Below are 18,512 nucleotides of genomic sequence, written 5' to 3'. Positions count from 1 at the left end.
AGAATTCTCAGGTGCCCAAGCGGATCGATGGTAGCTTCGGGTACCTGAGTTTTCGCCATTCCTATGAGGCTCTCGCTATGACCGCACCGACTGCAATTCGCCGACTCAACGCTGCTGACCCGGATTTCGCGCATCATCTGGATCATCTGCTGAGCTGGGAAAGTGTGTCTGACGACTCGGTCAATCAGCGGGTGCTGGAGATTATCAAGGCTGTGCGTGAGCGCGGCGATTCGGCGCTGGTTGAGTTCACCCAGAAGTTCGACGGCCTGCAAGTGGCGTCGATGGCCGACCTGATCCTGCCGCGCGAGCGTCTGGAACTGGCACTGACCCGAATCACCGTGCCTCAGCGCGAAGCCCTGGAAAAAGCCGCGGCGCGGGTTCGCAGCTATCACGAAAAACAGAAGCAGGACTCCTGGAGCTACACCGAAGCCGACGGTACGGTGCTGGGCCAGAAGGTCACGCCGCTGGATCGCGCCGGTCTGTACGTACCGGGCGGTAAAGCGTCCTATCCGTCTTCGGTGTTGATGAATGCGATTCCGGCCAAGGTTGCCGGTGTGACCGAAGTGGTCATGGTGGTGCCGACGCCACGTGGTGAGGTCAATGAGCTGGTGCTGGCGGCGGCGTGCATCGCTGGCGTCGACCGGGTATTCACCATCGGTGGCGCGCAGGCGGTTGCCGCGCTGGCCTATGGCACCGAAAGCGTGCCGAAGGTCGACAAAGTCGTCGGCCCGGGCAACATCTATGTCGCTACCGCCAAGCGTCACGTGTTCGGTCAGGTCGGTATCGACATGATCGCCGGCCCTTCTGAGATCCTCGTAGTGTGCGACGGCCAGACCGATCCGGACTGGATCGCCATGGACCTGTTCTCCCAGGCCGAGCACGACGAAGACGCCCAGGCGATTCTGGTCAGCCCCGACGCCGAATTCCTCGACAAGGTGGCGGCGAGCATTGCCAAACTGCTGCCAACCATGGAGCGCGCCGAAATCATCGAAACCTCGATCAACGGTCGTGGTGCGCTGATCCAGGTTCGCGACATGCAGCAGGCTATCGACGTTGCCAACCGCATTGCGCCGGAACACCTGGAACTGTCTGTGGCCGATCCGCAAGCCTGGCTGCCGCAGATCCGCCACGCCGGTGCAATCTTCATGGGCCGCCATACATCCGAGGCCTTGGGCGATTACTGCGCCGGTCCCAACCACGTGCTGCCGACTTCCGGCACCGCGCGTTTTTCCTCGCCGCTGGGGGTTTATGACTTCCAGAAACGTTCGTCGATCATCTTCTGCTCCGAGCAGGGTGCCTCCGAACTGGGCAAGACCGCTTCCGTGCTGGCCCGTGGCGAGTCGCTGACTGCCCACGCCCGCAGCGCCGAATACCGCATCGTTGACGAGCTCTTTATTGAAGGACAGGGGGAACAAGCATGAGTAAATTCTGGAGTCCTTTCGTCAAGGATCTGGTGCCGTACGTGCCGGGCGAGCAGCCGAAACTGGCGAAGCTGGTCAAGCTCAACACCAATGAAAATCCTTACGGTCCATCGCCCAAAGCACTGGCGGCGATGCAAACCGAACTGAACGACAACCTGCGTCTGTACCCGGACCCCAACAGCGACCTGCTCAAGCAGGCGGTGGCCAAGTATTACGGCGTACAGGGCAATCAGGTGTTCCTCGGCAACGGTTCCGATGAAGTACTGGCCCATGTTTTTCACGGCCTGTTCCAGCACGGTCAACCGCTGTTGTTCCCGGACATCAGCTACAGCTTTTACCCGGTGTATTGCGGCTTGTATGGCATTCCGTTCGACGCGGTGCCGCTGGACGAGCAGTTCCAGATTCGCGTCTCGGACTACGCCAAGCCAAATGGCGGGATCATTTTCCCCAACCCGAACGCACCCACCGGTTGCCTGTTGGCGCTGGATGCCGTGGAACAAATCCTCAAGGCCAGCCCTGATTCGGTGGTGGTCGTCGACGAAGCCTATATCGACTTCGGCGGTGAAACGGCGATCAGCCTGGTCGACCGTTACCCGAATCTGCTGGTGACTCAAACCCTCTCCAAGTCGCGTTCGCTGGCCGGCTTGCGTGTGGGCCTGGCGGTGGGGCATCCGGACTTGATCGAGGCGCTGGAGCGGATCAAGAACAGCTTCAACTCCTATCCGCTGGATCGCCTGGCAATCGTCGGTGCGGCGGCGGCGTTTGAAGATCGCGAGTACTTCGACAAGACCTGTCAGCTGGTGATCGACAGTCGTGAGCGTGTGGTCGAGCAATTGCAGGAGAAGGGCTTTGAGGTGTTACCGTCGGCAGCGAACTTCATCTTCGCCCGTCACCCGCAGCAAGATGCGGCAGCTCTGGCGGCGAAATTGCGCGAGCAAGGCGTAATCGTCCGGCACTTCAAGCAGGAACGGATTGCCCAGTTCCTGCGCATCACCATCGGTACGCCAGAGCAGAACCAGGCGTTGATCGACGGTCTCGGCGACCTGTAACACAACGCCGAACCTGTGGGAGCGAGCTTGCTCGCGATGGCGGTTTAACAGTCAACGATGATGTTGAATGTTACGGCCTCATCGCGAGCAGGCTCGCTCCCACATTGATTTGTATTGCCCGCTTATTCTTGTTCCTTGACCGGTGCTGGCGGCGGACGCAGACCGATTTCTGCGGTCAGCTTGAGTTCCTTGCCATTACGCATGACCTGAACGGTGACCTTGTCGGTCGGTTTGATCCGTGCCACCTGGTTCATCGAACGCCGGCCATCGCCGGCCGGTTCGCCGTCAATGCTGAGGATCACATCGCCCAATTGCAGACCGGCTTTTTGCGCCGGGCCGTCGCGGAAAATCCCCGCAACGACAATCCCCGGACGCCCGGACAGGCCGTACGACTCTGCCAGCTCCTGGCTCAACGGCTGCACTTCAATCCCGAGCCAGCCGCGAATCACCTGACCGTGCTCGATGATCGACTTCATCACTTCCATCGCCAGCTTGATCGGGATCGCGAAACCAATGCCCTGAGAGCCGCCGGATTTGGAAAAGATCGCGGTATTGATCCCGGTCAGGTTGCCGTTGGCATCCACCAGCGCACCGCCGGAGTTGCCCGGGTTGATCGCGGCGTCGGTCTGGATGAAGTCTTCGTAGTTGTTCAGGCCCAGTTGATTACGCCCGGTGGCGCTGATGATGCCCATGGTCACGGTCTGGCCGACACCAAACGGGTTGCCGATGGCCAGCGCGACATCGCCAACGCGCACGCTTTCGGAACGGCCGACGGTGATCGACGGCAGGTTCTTCAAATCGATTTTCAGCACCGCGAGGTCGGTTTCCGGGTCGCTGCCGATCACGCGGGCCAGGGTTTCACGACCATCCTTGAGCGCCACCACAATCTGGTCGGCGCCCGTGGTCACGTGGTTGTTGGTCAGCAAGTAACCTTCCGGGCTCATGATCACGCCAGAACCGAGACTCGACTCCATGCGCTTCTGCTTGGGCTCGTTGTCGCCGAAGAACCGCCGAAATTGTGGATCTTCAAACAGCGGGTGGCTGGTTTTGTTGACCACTTTGGTGGTGTAGAGGTTGACCACCGCCGGTGCGGCGATAACCACGGCATCCGCATAAGACACCGGCCCCTGTTGGGTCTGAGTGGTTTGTGGGGCTTGCTGCAGGTTCACATCCAGGCTTGGGAGCCCGACCCATTGTGGATAACGCTGGATGATCAACAACGCGATAAGCACGCCGGCCAGCAGCGGCCAGCCCAAAAAACGCAGACCCTTGAGCATTGAACAAATCCTGGGAGGTTACGGAGAGCCGTCTACGGCCCATAATGTCGCGCATTATACGAGGCCACGCGCGCCTCTGAACGGGATATTTAGGAGTCTTTTATGGCCGTCGCCCTGAGCACCCTGGTAGAAGAAGCGGACCGTTACCTTGCCAGTTCGCGGATTGCCGACTATTGCCCCAACGGCCTGCAAGTCGAAGGTCGGCCGCAAGTCATGCGCATCGTCAGCGGTGTCACGGCCAGCCAGGCATTGCTCGATGCAGCAGTCGAAGCCAAGGCCGATCTGGTGCTGGTGCACCACGGTTACTTCTGGAAAGGCGAGAACCCCTGCATCACCGGTATGAAGCAGCGTAGGCTCAAAACCTTGCTCAAGCACGACATCAGCCTTCTGGCCTATCATTTGCCGCTGGATTTGCATCCGGAAGTGGGCAACAACGTGCAACTGGCTCGCCAGTTGGACATTACGGTCGAAGGCCCGCTGGACCCGGAAAACCTCAAAGTGGTCGGACTGGTCGGCTCGCTTGCCGAACCCATGACCGCGCGCGACTTTGCCCGTCATGTGCAAGAGGTCATGGGTCGTGAGCCGCTGCTGATCGAGGGCAGCGAGATGGTCCGGCGCGTCGGCTGGTGCACGGGCGGCGGCCAGGGTTATATCGATCAGGCGGTACTGGCCGGTGTCGACCTGTACCTGAGCGGCGAAGCGTCCGAGCAAACCTTCCACAGCGCTCGGGAAAACGACATCAGCTTCATCGCCGCCGGTCATCACGCCACCGAACGCTACGGCGTGCAGGCGCTGGGGGATTACCTGGCGCGACGGTTTGCCCTTGAACACATCTTCATCGACTTCCCAAATCCAATCTGATGGCCGAATATCAAATGTGGGAGCGGGCCTGCGGTGCCCGAACGAGCAGGTATATTCATATGCTCTTTCGATCTAGTTGGTGTCCTGATTAGAAGAGGTCGCTGTGCTAGCATTCGCCGCTCGAACACGGCCCGCTGGCCGTTCATAAGAAAGCTTTCGTGAGTAGCCATGGTCGACAAACTGACGCATCTGAAACAGCTGGAGGCGGAACGCAGCCACATCATCCGCGAGGTGGCCGCCGAGTTCGACAACCCGGTGATGCTGTACTCCATCGGTAAAGACTCCGCCGTGATGCTGCATCTGGCACGCAAGGCGTTCTTCCCGGGCAAGCTGCCGTTTCCGGTGATGCACGTCGACACCCAGTGGAAATTCAAGGAGATGTACAGCTTCCGCGACAAGATGGTCGCAGAGCTGGGTCTTGACCTGATTACCCACGTCAACCCGGAAGGCGTGGCGCAAGGGATCAACCCCTTCACCCACGGCAGTGCCAAGCACACCGACATCATGAAGACCGAAGGCCTGAAACAGGCTTTGGACAAGTACGGCTTCGACGCTGCCTTCGGTGGTGCGCGCCGCGATGAAGAGAAATCCCGCGCCAAAGAGCGCGTGTACTCGTTCCGCGACAGCAAGCACCGCTGGGATCCGAAAAACCAGCGTCCCGAGCTGTGGAACGTCTACAACGGCAAGGTCAACAAAGGCGAGTCGATCCGCGTATTCCCGCTGTCGAACTGGACCGAACTGGACATCTGGCAGTACATCTACCTTGAAGGCATCCCGATCGTTCCGTTGTACTTCGCCGCCGAGCGCGATGTCATCGAGAAGAACGGCACGCTGATCATGATCGACGACGAGCGCATCCTCGAGCACCTGAGCGACGAAGACAAAGCCCGCATCGTCAAAAAGAAAGTGCGTTTCCGTACCCTTGGCTGCTACCCGTTGACGGGCGCGGTGGAGTCCGAGGCCGAAAGCCTCACGGACATCATTCAGGAAATGCTCCTGACGCGAACTTCCGAGCGCCAGGGCCGGGTCATCGATCACGATGGCGCCGGCTCGATGGAAGACAAAAAACGTCAAGGTTATTTCTAAGAAGCAGCCGCAAGCGTCAAGTGGCAAGCTGCAAGCGAATCAAAAGCGGGTTATCGAAATGGATTTCGAGAAACTGGTGGTTTGGCAAAGAGCCAAATCCTTGGCAGTCAACCTCTACAAGGAAATGGCTGAATGCAGTGATCTGGCCTTTAAAAGTCAGATCACTCGTTCAGGGCTTTCGATTCCCAGCAACATTGCCGAGGGAATGGAACGTTTCACTGCAAAGGAAAAATGTCGATTTCTGTCTATAGCCAAAGCTTCCTGCGGGGAGTTGCGAACACAGATAATCATTGGCAGTGAAATTGGTTACATCAGAGAACCGTTGGCGGCACTTTGGATTTCAGAATCTCGCGAGCTTTCAAAGATGCTGTGCGGGTTGATCAACAAAATTTCTGACTAGCTGTACGCCGACAAGCTTGCCGCTTGAAGCTTACAGCTTGGAGCTTGAATGCAATGAGCCACCAATCTGATTTGATCAGCGAGGACATCCTCGCCTACCTGGGCCAGCACGAACGTAAAGAGCTGCTGCGCTTTCTGACCTGCGGTAACGTCGACGACGGCAAGAGCACCCTGATCGGGCGCCTGCTGCACGACTCCAAGATGATCTACGAAGACCATCTGGAAGCCATTACCCGCGATTCGAAAAAAGTCGGCACCACCGGTGACGACATCGACCTGGCGTTGCTGGTCGACGGCCTGCAAGCCGAGCGTGAACAAGGCATCACCATCGATGTCGCGTACCGCTATTTCTCCACCGCCAAGCGCAAATTCATCATCGCCGACACCCCTGGCCATGAGCAGTACACCCGCAACATGGCCACCGGTGCATCCACCTGTGACCTGGCGATCATCCTGGTCGACGCCCGTTACGGCGTGCAGACCCAGACCCGTCGTCACAGCTTTATCGCCTCGTTGCTGGGCATCAAGCACATCGTCGTCGCCATCAACAAGATGGACCTCAAGGACTTCGATCAGGGCGTGTTCGAGTCGATCAAGGCCGACTACCTGAAGTTCGCTGAAGGCCTGAAGATGAAGGCCACCAGCATGCACTTCGTGCCGATGTCGGCGCTGAAGGGCGACAACGTGGTGAACAAGTCCGAGCGCTCGCCGTGGTACACCGGCCAGTCGCTGATGGAAATCCTTGAAACCGTGGAAGTCGCGGGCGACCGTAACTTCACCGACCTGCGTTTCCCGGTGCAATACGTCAACCGGCCGAACCTGAACTTCCGCGGTTTCGCCGGCACTCTGGCCAGCGGTATCGTCAAGAAGGGCGACGAAGTCGTGGTGCTGCCGTCGGGCAAGAGCAGCCGCGTGAAATCCATCGTCACCTTCGACGGTGAACTGGAACACGCAGGTCCGGGTCAGGCCGTAACGCTGACCATGGAAGACGAGATCGACATCTCCCGTGGCGACCTGTTGGTTCACGCCGACAGCGTGCCGCCCGTCACCGACAGCTTCGAAGCGATGCTGGTGTGGATGGCTGAAGAGCCGATGCTGCCGGGCAAGAAATACGACATCAAACGTGCTACCAGTTACGTGCCGGGCTCAATCGCCAGCATCGTCAACAAGGTCGACGTGAACACTCTGGAAGAAGGCCCGGCCAGCGCCTTGCAGCTGAACGAGATCGGCAAGGTTAGAATCAGTCTCGACGCGCCGATTGCTCTCGATGGTTATGAAAGCAACCGCACCACCGGCTCGTTCATCATCATCGACCGCTTGACCAACGGCACCGTTGGCGCCGGCATGATCGTCGCCCAGCCTTTGGCTCACGGCAGCACCACGCACCACGGCAAGTTGGCCCATGTAGCCACAGAAGAACGTGCCCAGCGCTTCGGCCAGCAACCGGCCACTGTGCTGTTCAGCGGCCTCTCGGGTGCGGGCAAAAGCACCCTGGCCTATGCGGTCGAGCGCAAGCTGTTCGACATGGGCCGTGCGGTATTTGTGCTCGATGGCCAGAACCTGCGTCATGACCTGAACAAAGGTCTGCCGCAGGATCGTGCCGGGCGTACCGAGAACTGGCGTCGTGCGGCTCACGTTGCGCGTCAGTTCAACGAAGCCGGCTTGCTGACCCTGGCGGCTTTCGTTGCACCGGATGCCGAAGGCCGCGAACAGGCCAAGGCGCTGATCGGCAGTGACCGTTTGCTGACCGTTTACGTACAGGCGTCGCCGCTGGTCTGCGCCGCACGTGATCCGCAAGGTTTGTACGCCGCTGCTGGTGACAACATCCCGGGCGACTCCTTCCCGTATGACGTGCCGCTGGACGCTGACCTTGTGGTCGACACCCAGACGCTGTCGCTGGAAGAAAGCGTCAAGCAAGTGCTGGATCTGCTGCGTAAACGCGGCGCGATCTAAGCCCTCGCTTCCAACAAAAAGCCCGCAGATGAGCATTCATCTGCGGGCTTTTTTGTGTCCTTGAGATCGCCATCGCGAGCAAGCTTTGCTCCTACAGATTTTGTGTGATCGCATCATGTGGCACGACGCAAATCCGTAGGAGCAAGGCTTGCCCGCGATGAGGCCCTGACAGACACCCTATTTTTTCGCGGCATACTCGCGATGCATCTGCGCAAGCAGCGCATCCTTGTCCTGCCACAACTGATTGATCCAGCCCTGGAACTCCAGGCGGTACACGCCGTCCTGGTCGTAGTTCTTGCCGATGAACTGCGGCGGGATCTTCAGTTCCTGCAAGTGCACCACCACGTCTTTCACGTTGCCACAGAGCAGGTCCCAATAACCGGGGCGCCCGGCCGGGTAATGAATGGTCACATTGACGATGGCTTCCAGCTGCTCACCCATGGCATCCAGCACAAACGCGATACCGCCAGCCTTGGGCTTGAGCAGGTAGCGGAACGGCGATTGCTGCTGTGCATGCTTACTCTCGGTGAAACGTGTGCCTTCGACGAAATTGAAAATACCGACCGGGTTATTGCGGAACTTGTCGCAGGTCTCGCGAGTGGTTGCCAGGTCTTTACCTTTCTTCTCCGGGTGCCTGGCAAGGTAAGCCTTGGAGTAGCGCTTCATGAACGGGAAACCCAACGCCCACCAGGCCAGACCGATCACCGGAACCCAGATCAGCTCTTGCTTGAGGAAGAACTTCAGTGGGCGAATCCGGCGGTTAAGCACGTATTGCAACACCATGATGTCGACCCAGCTCTGGTGGTTGCTGGTGATCAGGTACGAGTGCTGATAATCCAGACCTTCCAGCCCGCTGAGGTGCCAGCGGGTTTGGCCTATCAGTTTCATCCATGCCTTGTTGTTGCTGATCCATGCCTCGTGGGTATGGTTCATCAGCCAATGGGTGAAGCGCTGGGTGAGGGCGAATGGCAACACCTTGAAGATCGCCACGCAGAACAGAAACGAGCACAACAGAAGGGTGTTCAACGCCAACAACAGCGAGGCGATCACGCCCCGCAAGGGTGCAGGTAGAAAATCCAGCATTTAAACATCCATAGGTCGGTTGGCGGCTTGAATCGCAGTCAGGGCAATGGTGTAGACGATGTCGTCGACCTGAGCGCCGCGCGGCAAATCATTTACCGGTTTGCGCAGGCCTTGCAGCATCGGTCCCAGGCTGACGCAGTCGGCGCTGCGCTGCACGGCTTTGTGGGTGGTGTTGCCGGTGTTCAGGTCAGGGAAAATGAACACCGTTGCCCGACCGGCTACCTGACTGTTCGGCGCCAGTTGCCGAGCCACGTCTGCGTTGGCTGCGGCGTCGTACTGCAACGGCCCGTCGATCAGCAGCGCGTTTTGCGCTTCGTGGGCGAGCAAGGTGGCCTCGCGGACTTTCTCGACTTCTTCGCCGCTGGCCGATTCACCGCTGGAGTAGCTGAGCATCGCCACCCGTGGAGTGATCCCGAAGGCTGCGGCAGAGTCGGCGCTTTGCAGGGCGATCTCGGCCAGTTCGCTGGCACTCGGGTGTGGGTTCATGATGCAGTCGCCGTAGACCAGCACTTCCTCAGGGAACAGCATGAAAAACACCGACGACACCAATGTGCAGCCGGGGGCAGTCTTGATCAGTTGCAGGGCTGGGCGAATGGTATTGGCGGTGGAGTGAATGACCCCGGACACCAGCCCGTCGACTTCATCCAGCGCCAGCATCATGGTGCCGATCACCACGGTGTCTTCCAGTTGCTGCTCGGCCATCGGGGCGTTGAGGCTTTTGGTCTTGCGCAGCGCGACCATCGGCTCGACATAGCGCTGACGGATAAGGTCCGGGTCGAGAATCTCCAGACCTTCAGGCAACTCGATGCCTTGGGCGCGCGCGACCGCTTGCACGTCTTCGGGCTTGGCCAGCAGCACGCAGCGAGCAATTCCGCGCGCCTGGCAGATCGCGGCCGCCTGCACGGTCAGCGGCTCGCTGCCTTCAGGCAGGACGATGCGTTTGTTGGCGGCCTGGGCGCGCTGGATCAGTTGATAGCGGAACACTGCCGGCGACAGGCGCATTTCACGCGGCGTGCCGCAGCGCTGGTGCAGCCAGTTGGCGTCGAGGTGGCTGGCGACGAAGTCGGTGATGATCTCCGCACGCTCGCGGTCGTCGATCGGGATTTCCTTGTTCAAACCGTTCAACTGGTTGGCGGTGTCGTAGGAGCCAGTGCTCACCGACAACACCGGCAGCCCGGCCTGCAAGGCGCCTCGGCAGAGGTCCATGATCCGAGGGTCGGGCAGGGTGTCGCTGGTCAGCAACAGCCCGGCCAGCGGTACGCCATTCATCGCCGCGAGGCTGACGGCGAGGATGATGTCGTCGCGATCGCCAGGGGTCACCACCAGTACGCCGGGCTTGAGCAGTTCGACCGTGTTGCGCATGGTGCGTGCGCAAATGATGATCTTGGTCATGCGCCGGGTTTCGTAGTCGCCGGCATTGAGCACCTGAGCGCCCATCAGGTCTGCCACGTCGCGGGTGCGCGGTGCGTTCAATTCCGGCTGGAACGGAATGCAGCCGAGCAGCCGGAAGTCGCCGCTGCGCAGTAAGGGCGAGTGTTCCTTCAGGCGTGCGGCGAAGGCCTCCATGCTTTCATCGGTACGGACCTTGTTAAGGATCACGCCGAGCACTTTCGGGTCTTTTGGACCGCCGAACAATTGCGCCTGCAACTCGACCCGGCCGGACAGTTCGGTGAGCACTTCGTTTTCTGGTGCCGAGACCAGAATCACCTCGGCATCCAGACTTTTCGCCAGGTGCAGGTTGACCCGTGCGGCGTAGCTGGCGCTGCGGGTCGGGACCATGCCTTCGACGATCAGCACGTCTTTGCCAATGGCGGCTTGCTGGTACAGGGTGATGATTTCTTCCAGCAGCTCATCCAGTTGGCCGTCGCCGAGCATCCGCTCGACGTGGGCCAGGCCCAGCGGCTGTGGTGGCTTCAGGCCGTGGGTGCGGGCGATCAGTTCGGTGGAGCGTTCAGGACCGGTGTCGCCAGGATGTGGCTGGGCAATGGGTTTGAAGAAACCGACTTTCAGCCCGGCTCGCTCAAGGGTACGTACCAGCCCGAGGCTGATGGAGGTCAGACCCACACCAAAATCGGTGGGCGCGATAAAAAAAGTTTGCATGCGGATTCTCTGGAGGTGCATGGCAATGGCGACGGCCTATATCTGGCTGTCTGCCGAAATCAGACGTCAAGGTTATCGCTAACCGAGCCCTGAGCGCACCAACCGCAATCAAAGGGTTGGCCTATTTTTTTAATACGTTTGGCAGGGGCCAGCACCCAGGTTCGTGATTGCCATGGTGGCTGGTGGCGCAGATGCTGGGTATGGCCGCAGGAAAGCTCGACAACCCAGTGTCCGTCCTCGTCCTGATGGAAGCCCTGGATCGTCGACCCGGTCGAAGCGACCCGTCCGTCCGGGTTCTGTTCGCTTTCGGGCGTTTGCTTCGCTAAACTTGGTCTTTCTATATTCTTATGCAAAAGGTCTCGCCCCATGCTGATCGCCGCCAATAAGGCTGTCTCCATCGACTATACCCTGACCAACGACGCTGGTGAGGTCATCGACAGCTCTGCCGGCGGCGCACCGCTGGTCTACCTGCAAGGCGCAGGTAACATCATCCCAGGCCTGGAAAAAGCCCTGGAAGGTAAAGCAGTCGGTGACGAACTGACTGTCGCCGTAGAACCTGAAGATGCCTACGGCGAATACGCTGCCGAACTGGTCAGCACCCTGAGCCGCAGCATGTTCGAAGGCGTCGACGAACTGGAAGTGGGCATGCAGTTCCACGCTTCCGCGCCAGACGGCCAGATGCAAATCGTCACCATCCGTGATCTGGACGGCGACGACGTGACCGTTGACGGCAACCACCCGTTGGCCGGCCAGCGTTTGAACTTCCAGGTCAAAATCATCGACATCCGTGATGCCAGCCAGGAAGAAATCGCTCATGGTCACGTCCATGGCGAAGGTGGCCATCACCACTGATTTTCTGCGCTAAGCTTTCGAGAACTGGAGAGGCGCCCGAGGGGCGCCTTTTTAGTCCGCGGCTGTCCTTGGCGACATCGCCAAGTGGCTGTTTCGAGAAGAACACGGGAAATTTGGAGTCCGTCATGAGTGCTTTTCACGACCTTACATTGAAAGCTTTGGATGGCCAGGAGTTGCCTCTGGCGCCCTTCAAAGGGCACGTCGTGCTGGTGGTCAACGTCGCCTCCAAGTGTGGTTTGACCCCGCAGTACGCTGCTCTGGAAAACCTCTACCAGCAATACAAGGGCAAAGGTTTCAGTGTGCTGGGTTTGCCGTGCAATCAGTTTGCCGGGCAAGAGCCGGGCACTGAAAACGAGATCAAAGAGTTCTGCAGCCTCAACTACGGTGTGACCTTCCCGCTGTCCAGCAAGCTGGAAGTCAACGGTCATGACCGCCATCAGCTGTACCGGTTGTTGGCAGGTGAGGGCGCGGAATTCCCGGGTGATATCACCTGGAACTTCGAGAAATTCCTCCTCGGTAAAGATGGTCGCGTGCTGGCGCGTTTCTCGCCACGTACCGCGCCGGATGATCCGACGATCGTTCAGGCGATCGAAAAAGCCCTGATCTGAACCTATCTCTCGTAGGAGCACGGCTTGCCGGCGATAGCGATCTCAAGGACGCCATCGCCGGCAAGCCGTGCTCCTACAGAACCCCTCTGTCTTTTGACTCTTAATCACTGCAATCAATAGTGCTATCCAAGGCTTTGCACACTCCATATTATCGCCGTCATAAACCTCGCCTCTCCATGGAGTGCCGCATGCCTGTCAAAGCCTTGTTCAAACCGTTTAACCTCGGTGCCCTGGAGTTGCCGACCCGTGTGGTCATGGCACCGATGACCCGTTCGTTTTCCCCGGGCGGTGTGCCGAACTCGAAAGTCATCGAGTACTATCGTCGCCGCGCTGCCGCGGGTGTGGGCCTGATCATCACCGAGGGCACCACGGTGGGCCACAAGGCTTCCAACGGTTACCCGAACGTCCCGCACTTTTACGGCGAAGCGGCGTTGGCCGGCTGGAAAAAAGTCGTTGATGCGGTGCACGCCGAAGGCGGCAAGATCGTTCCGCAGTTGTGGCACGTCGGCAGCGTACGGCGCATTGGCACCGAGCCGGATGCCAGCGTGCCGGGCTACGGGCCATCGGAAAAACTCAAGGATGGTCAGGTCGTGGTTCACGGCATGACCAAACAGGACATCCAGGACGTGATCGCGGCCTTCGCTCAGGCAGCCAAGGATGCGCAGAGCATCGGCATGGACGGCGTGGAGATCCACGGCGCCCACGGTTATCTGGTCGACCAGTTTTTCTGGGAGGGCAGCAACCAGCGCACCGACGAATACGGTGGCAGCCTGGCCAATCGTTCGCGCTTTGCCATTGAGCTGATCCAGACCGTGCGTGCGGCGGTCGGTCCGAACTACCCGATCATCTTCCGTTTCTCCCAGTGGAAGCAGCAGGACTACACCGCGCGTCTGGTGCAAACCCCAGAGGCGTTGGGCGAATTTCTCAAACCGCTGTCCGATGCCGGCGTGGATATCTTCCACTGCTCGACGCGGCGTTTCTGGGAGCCGGAGTTCGACGGTTCCGAGCTGAACCTGGCAGGCTGGACCCGCAAACTGACGGGCAAGCCGACCATCACCGTGGGCAGCGTGGGGCTGGACGGTGAGTTCCTGCAGTTCATGGTGAACACCGACAAAGTCGCGCAGCCGGCCAGCCTGGAGAAACTGTTGGAGCGGTTGAATAACGAAGAGTTCGACCTGGTGGCCGTGGGTCGCGCCTTGCTGGTCGACCCGGACTGGGCGCTGAAAGTGCGCGAAGGTCGCGAGCAGGACATCCTGCCGTTCAGTCGTGAGGCGTTGATGACGCTGGTTTGATCGAATGGGGCATGGCCAGCAAAGGCTGTGCCCCGGCTTGCACCTCGCAGGCCCCGCGCAATTGCCCTTCAAACTGCTCGATAATTGCCCCCCAACCCTGGCGACTGGCGTGCTGACGCGCGTTGAGTCGTATGCAGCGCAAGGTTTCTGCTTCTTCCAGCAGCCAACGGGCTGCATCGCAAAATGCTTCTTCGTCCCCCGGCATCGCCAGCACGCCGTTGTAACCATGGCGAATGTGTTGAGCCGCGGCTGCCTGATCGTAGGCCACCACACCCAATCCGGATGCCAGTGCTTCCAGCACCACGTTGCCGAAGGTTTCGGTCAGGCTTGGAAACAGAAACAGATCTCCGGACGCGTAGTGACAAGCCAGGGCCTCACCGCGCTGTGAGCCGCAGAAGATCGCCTCGGGCAGTTCTTTTTCCAGCAGCGCACGCTGTGGGCCTTCACCTACCACAATCAGCTTTATCCGTCGTTGTGGATAAGTTGACTGCAAGGCCTGGTAGCAACGCTTGAGCAGCCCCAGGTTCTTTTCCTGAGCGAGCCGGCCGACGTGAATCAGCGCGACATCGTTGTTCTCCAACCCCCAGCTTTCACGCAGTGAACCCAGTCGTTTGGCCGGATGGAACAGTTGACTGTCGACGCCACGGGACAGCAGTGCCAGGCGCTCGAAATGTCGACGCTCCAACTCCATTCGCTGGCTGGCGCTGGGCACCAGGGTCAGCTTGGAGCGGTTATGGAACCAGCGCAGGTAATGCGTCAGTAGTCGGGTCAACAGTCCGAGACCGTACTGGTTGGAATACTGCTGGAAGTTGGTATGAAAACCGCTCACCACCGAAATGCCCAGCCGCCGCGCCGCCCGCAAGGCCGACAAACCCAGCGGCCCTTCGGTGGCGATATAGAGCACGTCCGGGCGATGACGCTTCCAGCGCCGCAGCAATTTGTGCATCGACGACTGACCCCATTGCAGTCCCGGATACCCCGGTAGCGGCCAGCCGCGGCAGAGCAACAGCTCATCGTCACTGAGGCGTGTTTGATCGCTGCCCTGGCGCGGTCGCACCAGTTCTACCAGGTGCCCGCGCGCGCGCAGGCCATCGCACAAGCGGCCAAGGGTGTTGGCCACGCCGTTGATTTCCGGAGGGAAGGTTTCGGTGATCAGAGTGATATGCAGAGCTGTCGTCATGACCTCAGTGTCGGCTGAGGCCATGTCGTCATTGTGTCAACGCGATGATGGATTTGTGACGCGATCAGGCGGGCTTGGCCACCAGGTTTTCCGCGCCACGCTCGCGCACCCAAAACAACGTCGCGCCCGCCACGGCCGCTGGCATCATCAGGATGTTCACCACCGGAATCAGCAGCGCCAGATAAACGATGCCGCCAAAACTCATGCTCTGCCAGCGCTTCTCGCGCAGCCAGGCGAGCATGTCCTGCCAGCTCATCTTGTGGTTGTCTGCCGGGTAGTCGATGTACTGGATCGCCATCATCCATATGCCGAACAGCAGCCACAGCGGCGCAGCGATCAAGTTGGCCACCGGGATAAATGAAAGGATCAGCAGCGCGAGGGTTCTGGGCAGGAAGTAGCCGAGTTTGAGCATCTCCCGGGCGAACGTGCGCGGGATCATCGCGATCAGCTCAGCCCAACTGAAGGTCGGGAAGTCGTCAGTGCCGCGCACCACCACTTCGACTTTCTCTGCGAGAAAACTGTTGAACGGCGCGGCGATCACGTTGGCCAGCATGGTGAAGGTGAAAAACACCATCAGCGCCACCAGAATGACGAACAGCGGCCAAAGCACATAGCTGAGAAAACTCAGCCAGCTCGGCAGTGAGGGCATCAGGGTGTCGACCCACAGGCTGAACTGATGGCCGGCGAAGTAAATCAATCCGACGAACAGCACCAGGTTGATGGCCAGCGGCAACAACACGAACATACGCAGGCCGGGACTCAAGACCAGCTTCAGGCCTTCGCGCAGGTATTGCGGGCCGGACAGAACGGGGGCGGGCATAGTGTGCTCCGAGCAATGAGAAAACGCGCCGACCTTACCGGCTTTGCCACACAGGCGAAAGCACGGTAACGGCATCGACATTAACTGTAACAAAGGCGCCTTTAAATCTGCCTCATGGGGATAGAGACCGCCTATGAGCTGGATTGTTAAACCGTATTTCCTTAATCTTCGCCTCCTCGATACGCTGCACCCATTATTTTCAGGGCTGTCCAACTACGGCGCTTCCCCAAGTGCTTGCACAGTCCTTTTTTATTCCAGCCGGCAATCCGGCATTCCGCGCCAGGTAGTACCGGCCGGTCGATAGGAGTGAGTCATGTCTGATGTACGTCATTCGCGAGTGATTATTCTCGGTTCCGGCCCTGCCGGTTACAGCGCTGCGGTCTATGCTGCCCGCGCTAACCTCAAGCCGTTGCTGATCACTGGCATGCAGGCTGGCGGTCAACTGACCACCACCACCGAAGTCGACAACTGGCCAGGTGACGTGCACGGTCTGACCGGCCCGGCATTGATGGAGCGGATGAAAGAGCACGCCGAGCGCTTTGAGACCGAAATCGTTTTCGACCACATCAACGCCGTCGACTTCGCCGCCAAGCCGTACACCCTGACTGGCGACAGTGCCACGTACACCTGCGACGCGCTGATCATTGCGACCGGTGCCAGTGCCCGCTACCTGGGCCTGCCGTCGGAAGAAACCTTCATGGGCAAAGGCGTGTCGGCCTGTGCGACCTGCGATGGTTTCTTCTACCGCAACCGTGAAGTGGCTGTGGTCGGCGGCGGCAACACCGCTGTAGAAGAGGCGCTGTACCTGGCCAACATCGCCAGCAAAGTGACTCTGATTCACCGTCGCGAAACCTTCCGCGCCGAGAAAATCCTGATCGACAAGCTGCACGCACGGGTTGCCGAAGGCAAGATCGTCCTGAAGCTGAACTCGACTCTGGACGAAGTGCTGGGCGACAACATGGGCGTGACCGGTGCACGTTTGAAGAACAACGACGGCAGCTTCGACGAGCTGAAAGTCGACGGCGTGTTCATCGCCATCGGCCACACGCCGAACACTTCGCTGTTCGAAGGCCAACTGACCTTGAAAGACGGTTATCTGGTGGTGCAGGGCGGCCGTGACGGCAACGCGACGGCGACCAGCCTTGAAGGCATCTTTGCTGCCGGCGACGTGGCTGACCACGTTTACCGTCAGGCAATCACCTCAGCTGGCGCTGGTTGCATGGCCGCACTGGACGCTGAACGTTACCTGGACGACCTGCAGAACGCCAAGTTCTGAAATCGTTGAAATGAAAAAAACCGGCCTAGGCCGGTTTTTTTGTGCCCGCGATTTCACGGGCGATGAAGCTCAAATGTGGGAGCGAGCTTGCTCGCGAAGGCGGTCTCACATTCAACATCAATGTCGACTGATATACCGCTTTCGCGAGCAAGCCCGCTCCCACAGGGTGTTGCATTCAATCTGGGGATCAGCGACGTGTCAGTGGCTGAACTGTGAACCTCACCCCCGCCAAACCATGCGCAATCAACGCCCGGATATTGCCATGATCGCTGCCGTCCGGCGTCGCAACCACCGAGCGGTAATGCTCACCGAACGCCAGCAACGCTTCTTCATCGCTCAAACCTTCCAGCAGCGCCAGGCCGAGGGTCTTGCACGAACCTTCGTTCTGTCCGGCTGCGTTCTCTACGCCACCGTTGTTGAACGCTTGTGGCTGGTAATCGTAGCCAGCAGCGATGAATGCCAGGGTATCGGCGAAGGCATGTTCGCCACTCTTGAGGCTGGCGCGCAGGGTGTTCAGATCAGTCATGGGTTTTTCCTTTGGCGAACGCCGCTTGCTGGTCGGCGTTGGCTTCTTGCTGGTATTGGGCTTTCCACTCGGCGTACGGCATGCCGTAAACCACTTCACGGGCGTCATCGAGGCTGACCTCGATCTGGCGTTCGTCGGCGGCGGCCTTGTACCACTTGGACAGGCAGTTGCGGCAGAAACCCGAGAGGTTCATCAGGTCGATGTTCTGCACATCCTTGCGGCTGTCCAGGTGCGCGACCAGCCGACGGAAAGCGGCGGCTTCAAGTTCCAGGCGTTGTTGTTCGGTCATGATGGGCTCGGTGCAATCAAATCGTGGCGCGGATAATAAAAGCCTGGCGGACTATGCGCCAGGCGCGGTCAGCGACTCGCGGCGAGGGTAATCGACACCGACTCGGCGAAACGCAGGGCATGGGGTTTGTCGACTTCGACTTCGGCGTAGAGCACGCTCTGGTTGACCATGATCAGGTCGAGTAACTCCTGGGTCAGGCGTTCGAGCAGGGCGAACCGATTGCCCTCCACGTGGGCGATGATCGCCTTGGTGATGGTGCGGTAATTGAGCGCGTGATCGATGTCGTTGTCGCGCACTGCATCGTGTGCTGCATAGAGGATGGTCAGGTTGATCAGCACATCCTGCTTGTTGAGGATTTCGTCCTCATTGATTCCGATGAAGGTCCGCAGGCACAGGTCCTTGACCCGGATGCGGGCCATTCCTGGTTGAAGTTGTGGCAT

General features: G+C 59.4%; 19 protein-coding genes. 10 read left to right on the top strand and 9 right to left on the bottom strand.

Translation table 11 applies throughout. The features are described 5' to 3' along the window. Positions 1 to 77 precede the first annotated feature (77 nt). Complete coding sequence (gene hisD, locus ACIPIN_RS11135) at positions 78 to 1,421, top strand: histidinol dehydrogenase (RefSeq protein WP_401118379.1); 1,344 nt, start codon at positions 78 to 80, stop codon at positions 1,419 to 1,421. Continuing rightward, a complete protein-coding gene (hisC, locus tag ACIPIN_RS11130) occupies positions 1,418 to 2,470 on the top strand; it encodes a histidinol-phosphate transaminase (RefSeq protein WP_401118376.1) in 1,053 nt (350 codons plus the stop codon). Before hisD ends, hisC begins: the two co-directional genes overlap by 4 nt. 122 nt (positions 2,471 to 2,592) lie before the next feature. Here the strand turns inward: hisC and algW are convergent, their stop codons facing one another. Beyond that, the gene (algW, locus tag ACIPIN_RS11125) at positions 2,593 to 3,747 is read right to left on the bottom strand and encodes a Do family serine endopeptidase AlgW (protein WP_401118374.1); all 1,155 of its coding nucleotides are present in this window, start codon (positions 3,745 to 3,747) and stop codon (positions 2,593 to 2,595) included. 102 nt (positions 3,748 to 3,849) lie between these two features. Here algW and ACIPIN_RS11120 point away from each other — a divergent pair, with 102 nt between their 5' ends. The 4 genes from ACIPIN_RS11120 to cysN all read left to right on the top strand — a co-directional run bounded on the left by ACIPIN_RS11120 (position 3,850) and on the right by cysN (position 8,046). After that, the gene (locus ACIPIN_RS11120; protein ID WP_401118372.1) at positions 3,850 to 4,608 is read left to right on the top strand and encodes a Nif3-like dinuclear metal center hexameric protein; all 759 of its coding nucleotides are present in this window, start codon (positions 3,850 to 3,852) and stop codon (positions 4,606 to 4,608) included. Positions 4,609 to 4,776: 168 nt separating this feature from the next. Then, positions 4,777 to 5,694 carry a sulfate adenylyltransferase subunit CysD gene (cysD, locus tag ACIPIN_RS11115; RefSeq protein ID WP_401118369.1) on the top strand — a complete coding sequence of 306 codons (918 nt, stop codon included), beginning with the start codon at positions 4,777 to 4,779 and terminating at the stop codon, positions 5,692 to 5,694. A 58-nt stretch (positions 5,695 to 5,752) separates the two neighbouring features. After that, complete coding sequence (locus ACIPIN_RS11110; RefSeq protein WP_401118367.1) at positions 5,753 to 6,094, top strand: four helix bundle protein; 342 nt, start codon at positions 5,753 to 5,755, stop codon at positions 6,092 to 6,094. 53 nt (positions 6,095 to 6,147) lie between these two features. Beyond that, positions 6,148 to 8,046: a sulfate adenylyltransferase subunit CysN gene (cysN, locus tag ACIPIN_RS11105; protein ID WP_401118365.1), complete on the top strand. Its 1,899-nt coding sequence runs from the start codon at positions 6,148 to 6,150 to the stop codon at positions 8,044 to 8,046. A 177-nt stretch (positions 8,047 to 8,223) separates the two neighbouring features. On the opposite strand, the gene ACIPIN_RS11100 is transcribed toward cysN, so the two are convergent. The 3 genes from ACIPIN_RS11100 to ACIPIN_RS11090 are packed head-to-tail and all read right to left on the bottom strand — an operon-like array spanning position 8,224 to position 11,627. Next, the gene (locus ACIPIN_RS11100; protein WP_401118364.1) at positions 8,224 to 9,129 is read right to left on the bottom strand and encodes an acyltransferase; all 906 of its coding nucleotides are present in this window, start codon (positions 9,127 to 9,129) and stop codon (positions 8,224 to 8,226) included. Beyond that, positions 9,130 to 11,229 carry a phosphate acetyltransferase gene (gene pta, locus ACIPIN_RS11095; RefSeq protein ID WP_401118361.1) on the bottom strand — a complete coding sequence of 700 codons (2,100 nt, stop codon included), beginning with the start codon at positions 11,227 to 11,229 and terminating at the stop codon, positions 9,130 to 9,132. 59 nt (positions 11,230 to 11,288) lie between these two features. After that, positions 11,289 to 11,627, bottom strand: coding sequence for a DUF3565 domain-containing protein (locus ACIPIN_RS11090; protein ID WP_401118359.1), 339 nt, complete (start codon positions 11,625 to 11,627; stop codon positions 11,289 to 11,291). Here ACIPIN_RS11090 and ACIPIN_RS11085 point away from each other — a divergent pair. The 3 genes from ACIPIN_RS11085 (at position 11,596) to ACIPIN_RS11075 (ending at position 13,981) form a co-directional block, all read left to right on the top strand. Continuing rightward, positions 11,596 to 12,081: a peptidylprolyl isomerase gene (locus ACIPIN_RS11085; protein WP_007901600.1), complete on the top strand. Its 486-nt coding sequence runs from the start codon at positions 11,596 to 11,598 to the stop codon at positions 12,079 to 12,081. The two genes, ACIPIN_RS11090 and ACIPIN_RS11085, sit on opposite strands and share 32 nt — an antisense overlap. A gap of 125 nt (positions 12,082 to 12,206) precedes the next feature. Then, positions 12,207 to 12,689 carry a glutathione peroxidase gene (locus ACIPIN_RS11080; RefSeq protein WP_123424296.1) on the top strand — a complete coding sequence of 161 codons (483 nt, stop codon included), beginning with the start codon at positions 12,207 to 12,209 and terminating at the stop codon, positions 12,687 to 12,689. A 188-nt stretch (positions 12,690 to 12,877) separates the two neighbouring features. Further along, the gene (locus ACIPIN_RS11075; protein WP_401118357.1) at positions 12,878 to 13,981 is read left to right on the top strand and encodes an NADH:flavin oxidoreductase; all 1,104 of its coding nucleotides are present in this window, start codon (positions 12,878 to 12,880) and stop codon (positions 13,979 to 13,981) included. Here the strand turns inward: ACIPIN_RS11075 and ACIPIN_RS11070 are convergent. Together ACIPIN_RS11070 and cysZ are read right to left on the bottom strand one after the other, a co-directional pair. Then, positions 13,950 to 15,185, bottom strand: coding sequence for a glycosyltransferase family 4 protein (locus ACIPIN_RS11070; protein WP_401118354.1), 1,236 nt, complete (start codon positions 15,183 to 15,185; stop codon positions 13,950 to 13,952). The two genes, ACIPIN_RS11075 and ACIPIN_RS11070, sit on opposite strands and share 32 nt — an antisense overlap. 40 nt (positions 15,186 to 15,225) lie before the next feature. Next, positions 15,226 to 15,981, bottom strand: coding sequence for a sulfate transporter CysZ (gene cysZ, locus ACIPIN_RS11065; RefSeq protein WP_401118351.1), 756 nt, complete (start codon positions 15,979 to 15,981; stop codon positions 15,226 to 15,228). 313 nt (positions 15,982 to 16,294) lie between these two features. Between cysZ and trxB the strand changes: the two genes are divergently transcribed. Continuing rightward, positions 16,295 to 17,257 carry a thioredoxin-disulfide reductase gene (gene trxB / locus ACIPIN_RS11060; protein WP_401118348.1) on the top strand — a complete coding sequence of 321 codons (963 nt, stop codon included), beginning with the start codon at positions 16,295 to 16,297 and terminating at the stop codon, positions 17,255 to 17,257. A gap of 187 nt (positions 17,258 to 17,444) precedes the next feature. Here the strand turns inward: trxB and ACIPIN_RS11055 are convergent, their stop codons facing one another. The 3 genes from ACIPIN_RS11055 to folX form a co-directional block, all read right to left on the bottom strand. Next, a complete protein-coding gene (locus ACIPIN_RS11055) occupies positions 17,445 to 17,783 on the bottom strand; it encodes a HopJ type III effector protein (protein WP_401118346.1) in 339 nt (112 codons plus the stop codon). Continuing rightward, on the bottom strand, positions 17,776 to 18,072 hold the full coding sequence (locus tag ACIPIN_RS11050; RefSeq protein ID WP_262113777.1) for a DUF1244 domain-containing protein: 297 nt from the start codon (positions 18,070 to 18,072) through the stop codon (positions 17,776 to 17,778). Before ACIPIN_RS11050 ends, ACIPIN_RS11055 begins: the two co-directional genes overlap by 8 nt. Before the next feature lie 68 nt (positions 18,073 to 18,140). Next, the gene (folX, locus tag ACIPIN_RS11045) at positions 18,141 to 18,512 is read right to left on the bottom strand and encodes a dihydroneopterin triphosphate 2'-epimerase (RefSeq protein ID WP_401118344.1); all 372 of its coding nucleotides are present in this window, start codon (positions 18,510 to 18,512) and stop codon (positions 18,141 to 18,143) included.

The sequence above is a fragment of the Pseudomonas sp. NPDC087697 genome (genome assembly GCF_044743155.1).
In the GTDB taxonomy this organism is placed as follows: Bacteria; Pseudomonadota; Gammaproteobacteria; order Pseudomonadales; family Pseudomonadaceae; genus Aquipseudomonas.
Note: the sequence above shows the minus strand (reverse complement) of the source record. Positions and strands in the feature narration are given on the sequence as shown.

Coding starts and splice junctions, on each gene's coding strand:
- cysD (WP_401118369.1), top strand. CDS start 4,777: ATGGTCGACAAACTGACGCATCTGAAACAGCTGGAGGCGGAACGCAGC.
- ACIPIN_RS11110 (WP_401118367.1), top strand. CDS start 5,753: ATGGATTTCGAGAAACTGGTGGTTTGGCAAAGAGCCAAATCCTTGGCA.
- ACIPIN_RS11075 (WP_401118357.1), top strand. CDS start 12,878: ATGCCTGTCAAAGCCTTGTTCAAACCGTTTAACCTCGGTGCCCTGGAG.
- ACIPIN_RS11080 (WP_123424296.1), top strand. CDS start 12,207: ATGAGTGCTTTTCACGACCTTACATTGAAAGCTTTGGATGGCCAGGAG.
- hisC (WP_401118376.1), top strand. CDS start 1,418: ATGAGTAAATTCTGGAGTCCTTTCGTCAAGGATCTGGTGCCGTACGTG.
- ACIPIN_RS11085 (WP_007901600.1), top strand. CDS start 11,596: ATGCTGATCGCCGCCAATAAGGCTGTCTCCATCGACTATACCCTGACC.
- trxB (WP_401118348.1), top strand. CDS start 16,295: ATGTCTGATGTACGTCATTCGCGAGTGATTATTCTCGGTTCCGGCCCT.
- hisD (WP_401118379.1), top strand. CDS start 78: ATGACCGCACCGACTGCAATTCGCCGACTCAACGCTGCTGACCCGGAT.
- folX (WP_401118344.1), bottom strand. CDS start 18,512: ATGCCACAACTTCAACCAGGAATGGCCCGCATCCGGGTCAAGGACCTG.
- ACIPIN_RS11070 (WP_401118354.1), bottom strand. CDS start 15,185: ATGGCCTCAGCCGACACTGAGGTCATGACGACAGCTCTGCATATCACT.
- ACIPIN_RS11120 (WP_401118372.1), top strand. CDS start 3,850: ATGGCCGTCGCCCTGAGCACCCTGGTAGAAGAAGCGGACCGTTACCTT.
- ACIPIN_RS11050 (WP_262113777.1), bottom strand. CDS start 18,072: ATGACCGAACAACAACGCCTGGAACTTGAAGCCGCCGCTTTCCGTCGG.
- ACIPIN_RS11090 (WP_401118359.1), bottom strand. CDS start 11,627: ATGGAGACAGCCTTATTGGCGGCGATCAGCATGGGGCGAGACCTTTTG.
- ACIPIN_RS11055 (WP_401118346.1), bottom strand. CDS start 17,783: ATGACTGATCTGAACACCCTGCGCGCCAGCCTCAAGAGTGGCGAACAT.
- algW (WP_401118374.1), bottom strand. CDS start 3,747: ATGCTCAAGGGTCTGCGTTTTTTGGGCTGGCCGCTGCTGGCCGGCGTG.
- ACIPIN_RS11100 (WP_401118364.1), bottom strand. CDS start 9,129: ATGCTGGATTTTCTACCTGCACCCTTGCGGGGCGTGATCGCCTCGCTG.
- pta (WP_401118361.1), bottom strand. CDS start 11,229: ATGCAAACTTTTTTTATCGCGCCCACCGATTTTGGTGTGGGTCTGACC.
- cysZ (WP_401118351.1), bottom strand. CDS start 15,981: ATGCCCGCCCCCGTTCTGTCCGGCCCGCAATACCTGCGCGAAGGCCTG.
- cysN (WP_401118365.1), top strand. CDS start 6,148: ATGAGCCACCAATCTGATTTGATCAGCGAGGACATCCTCGCCTACCTG.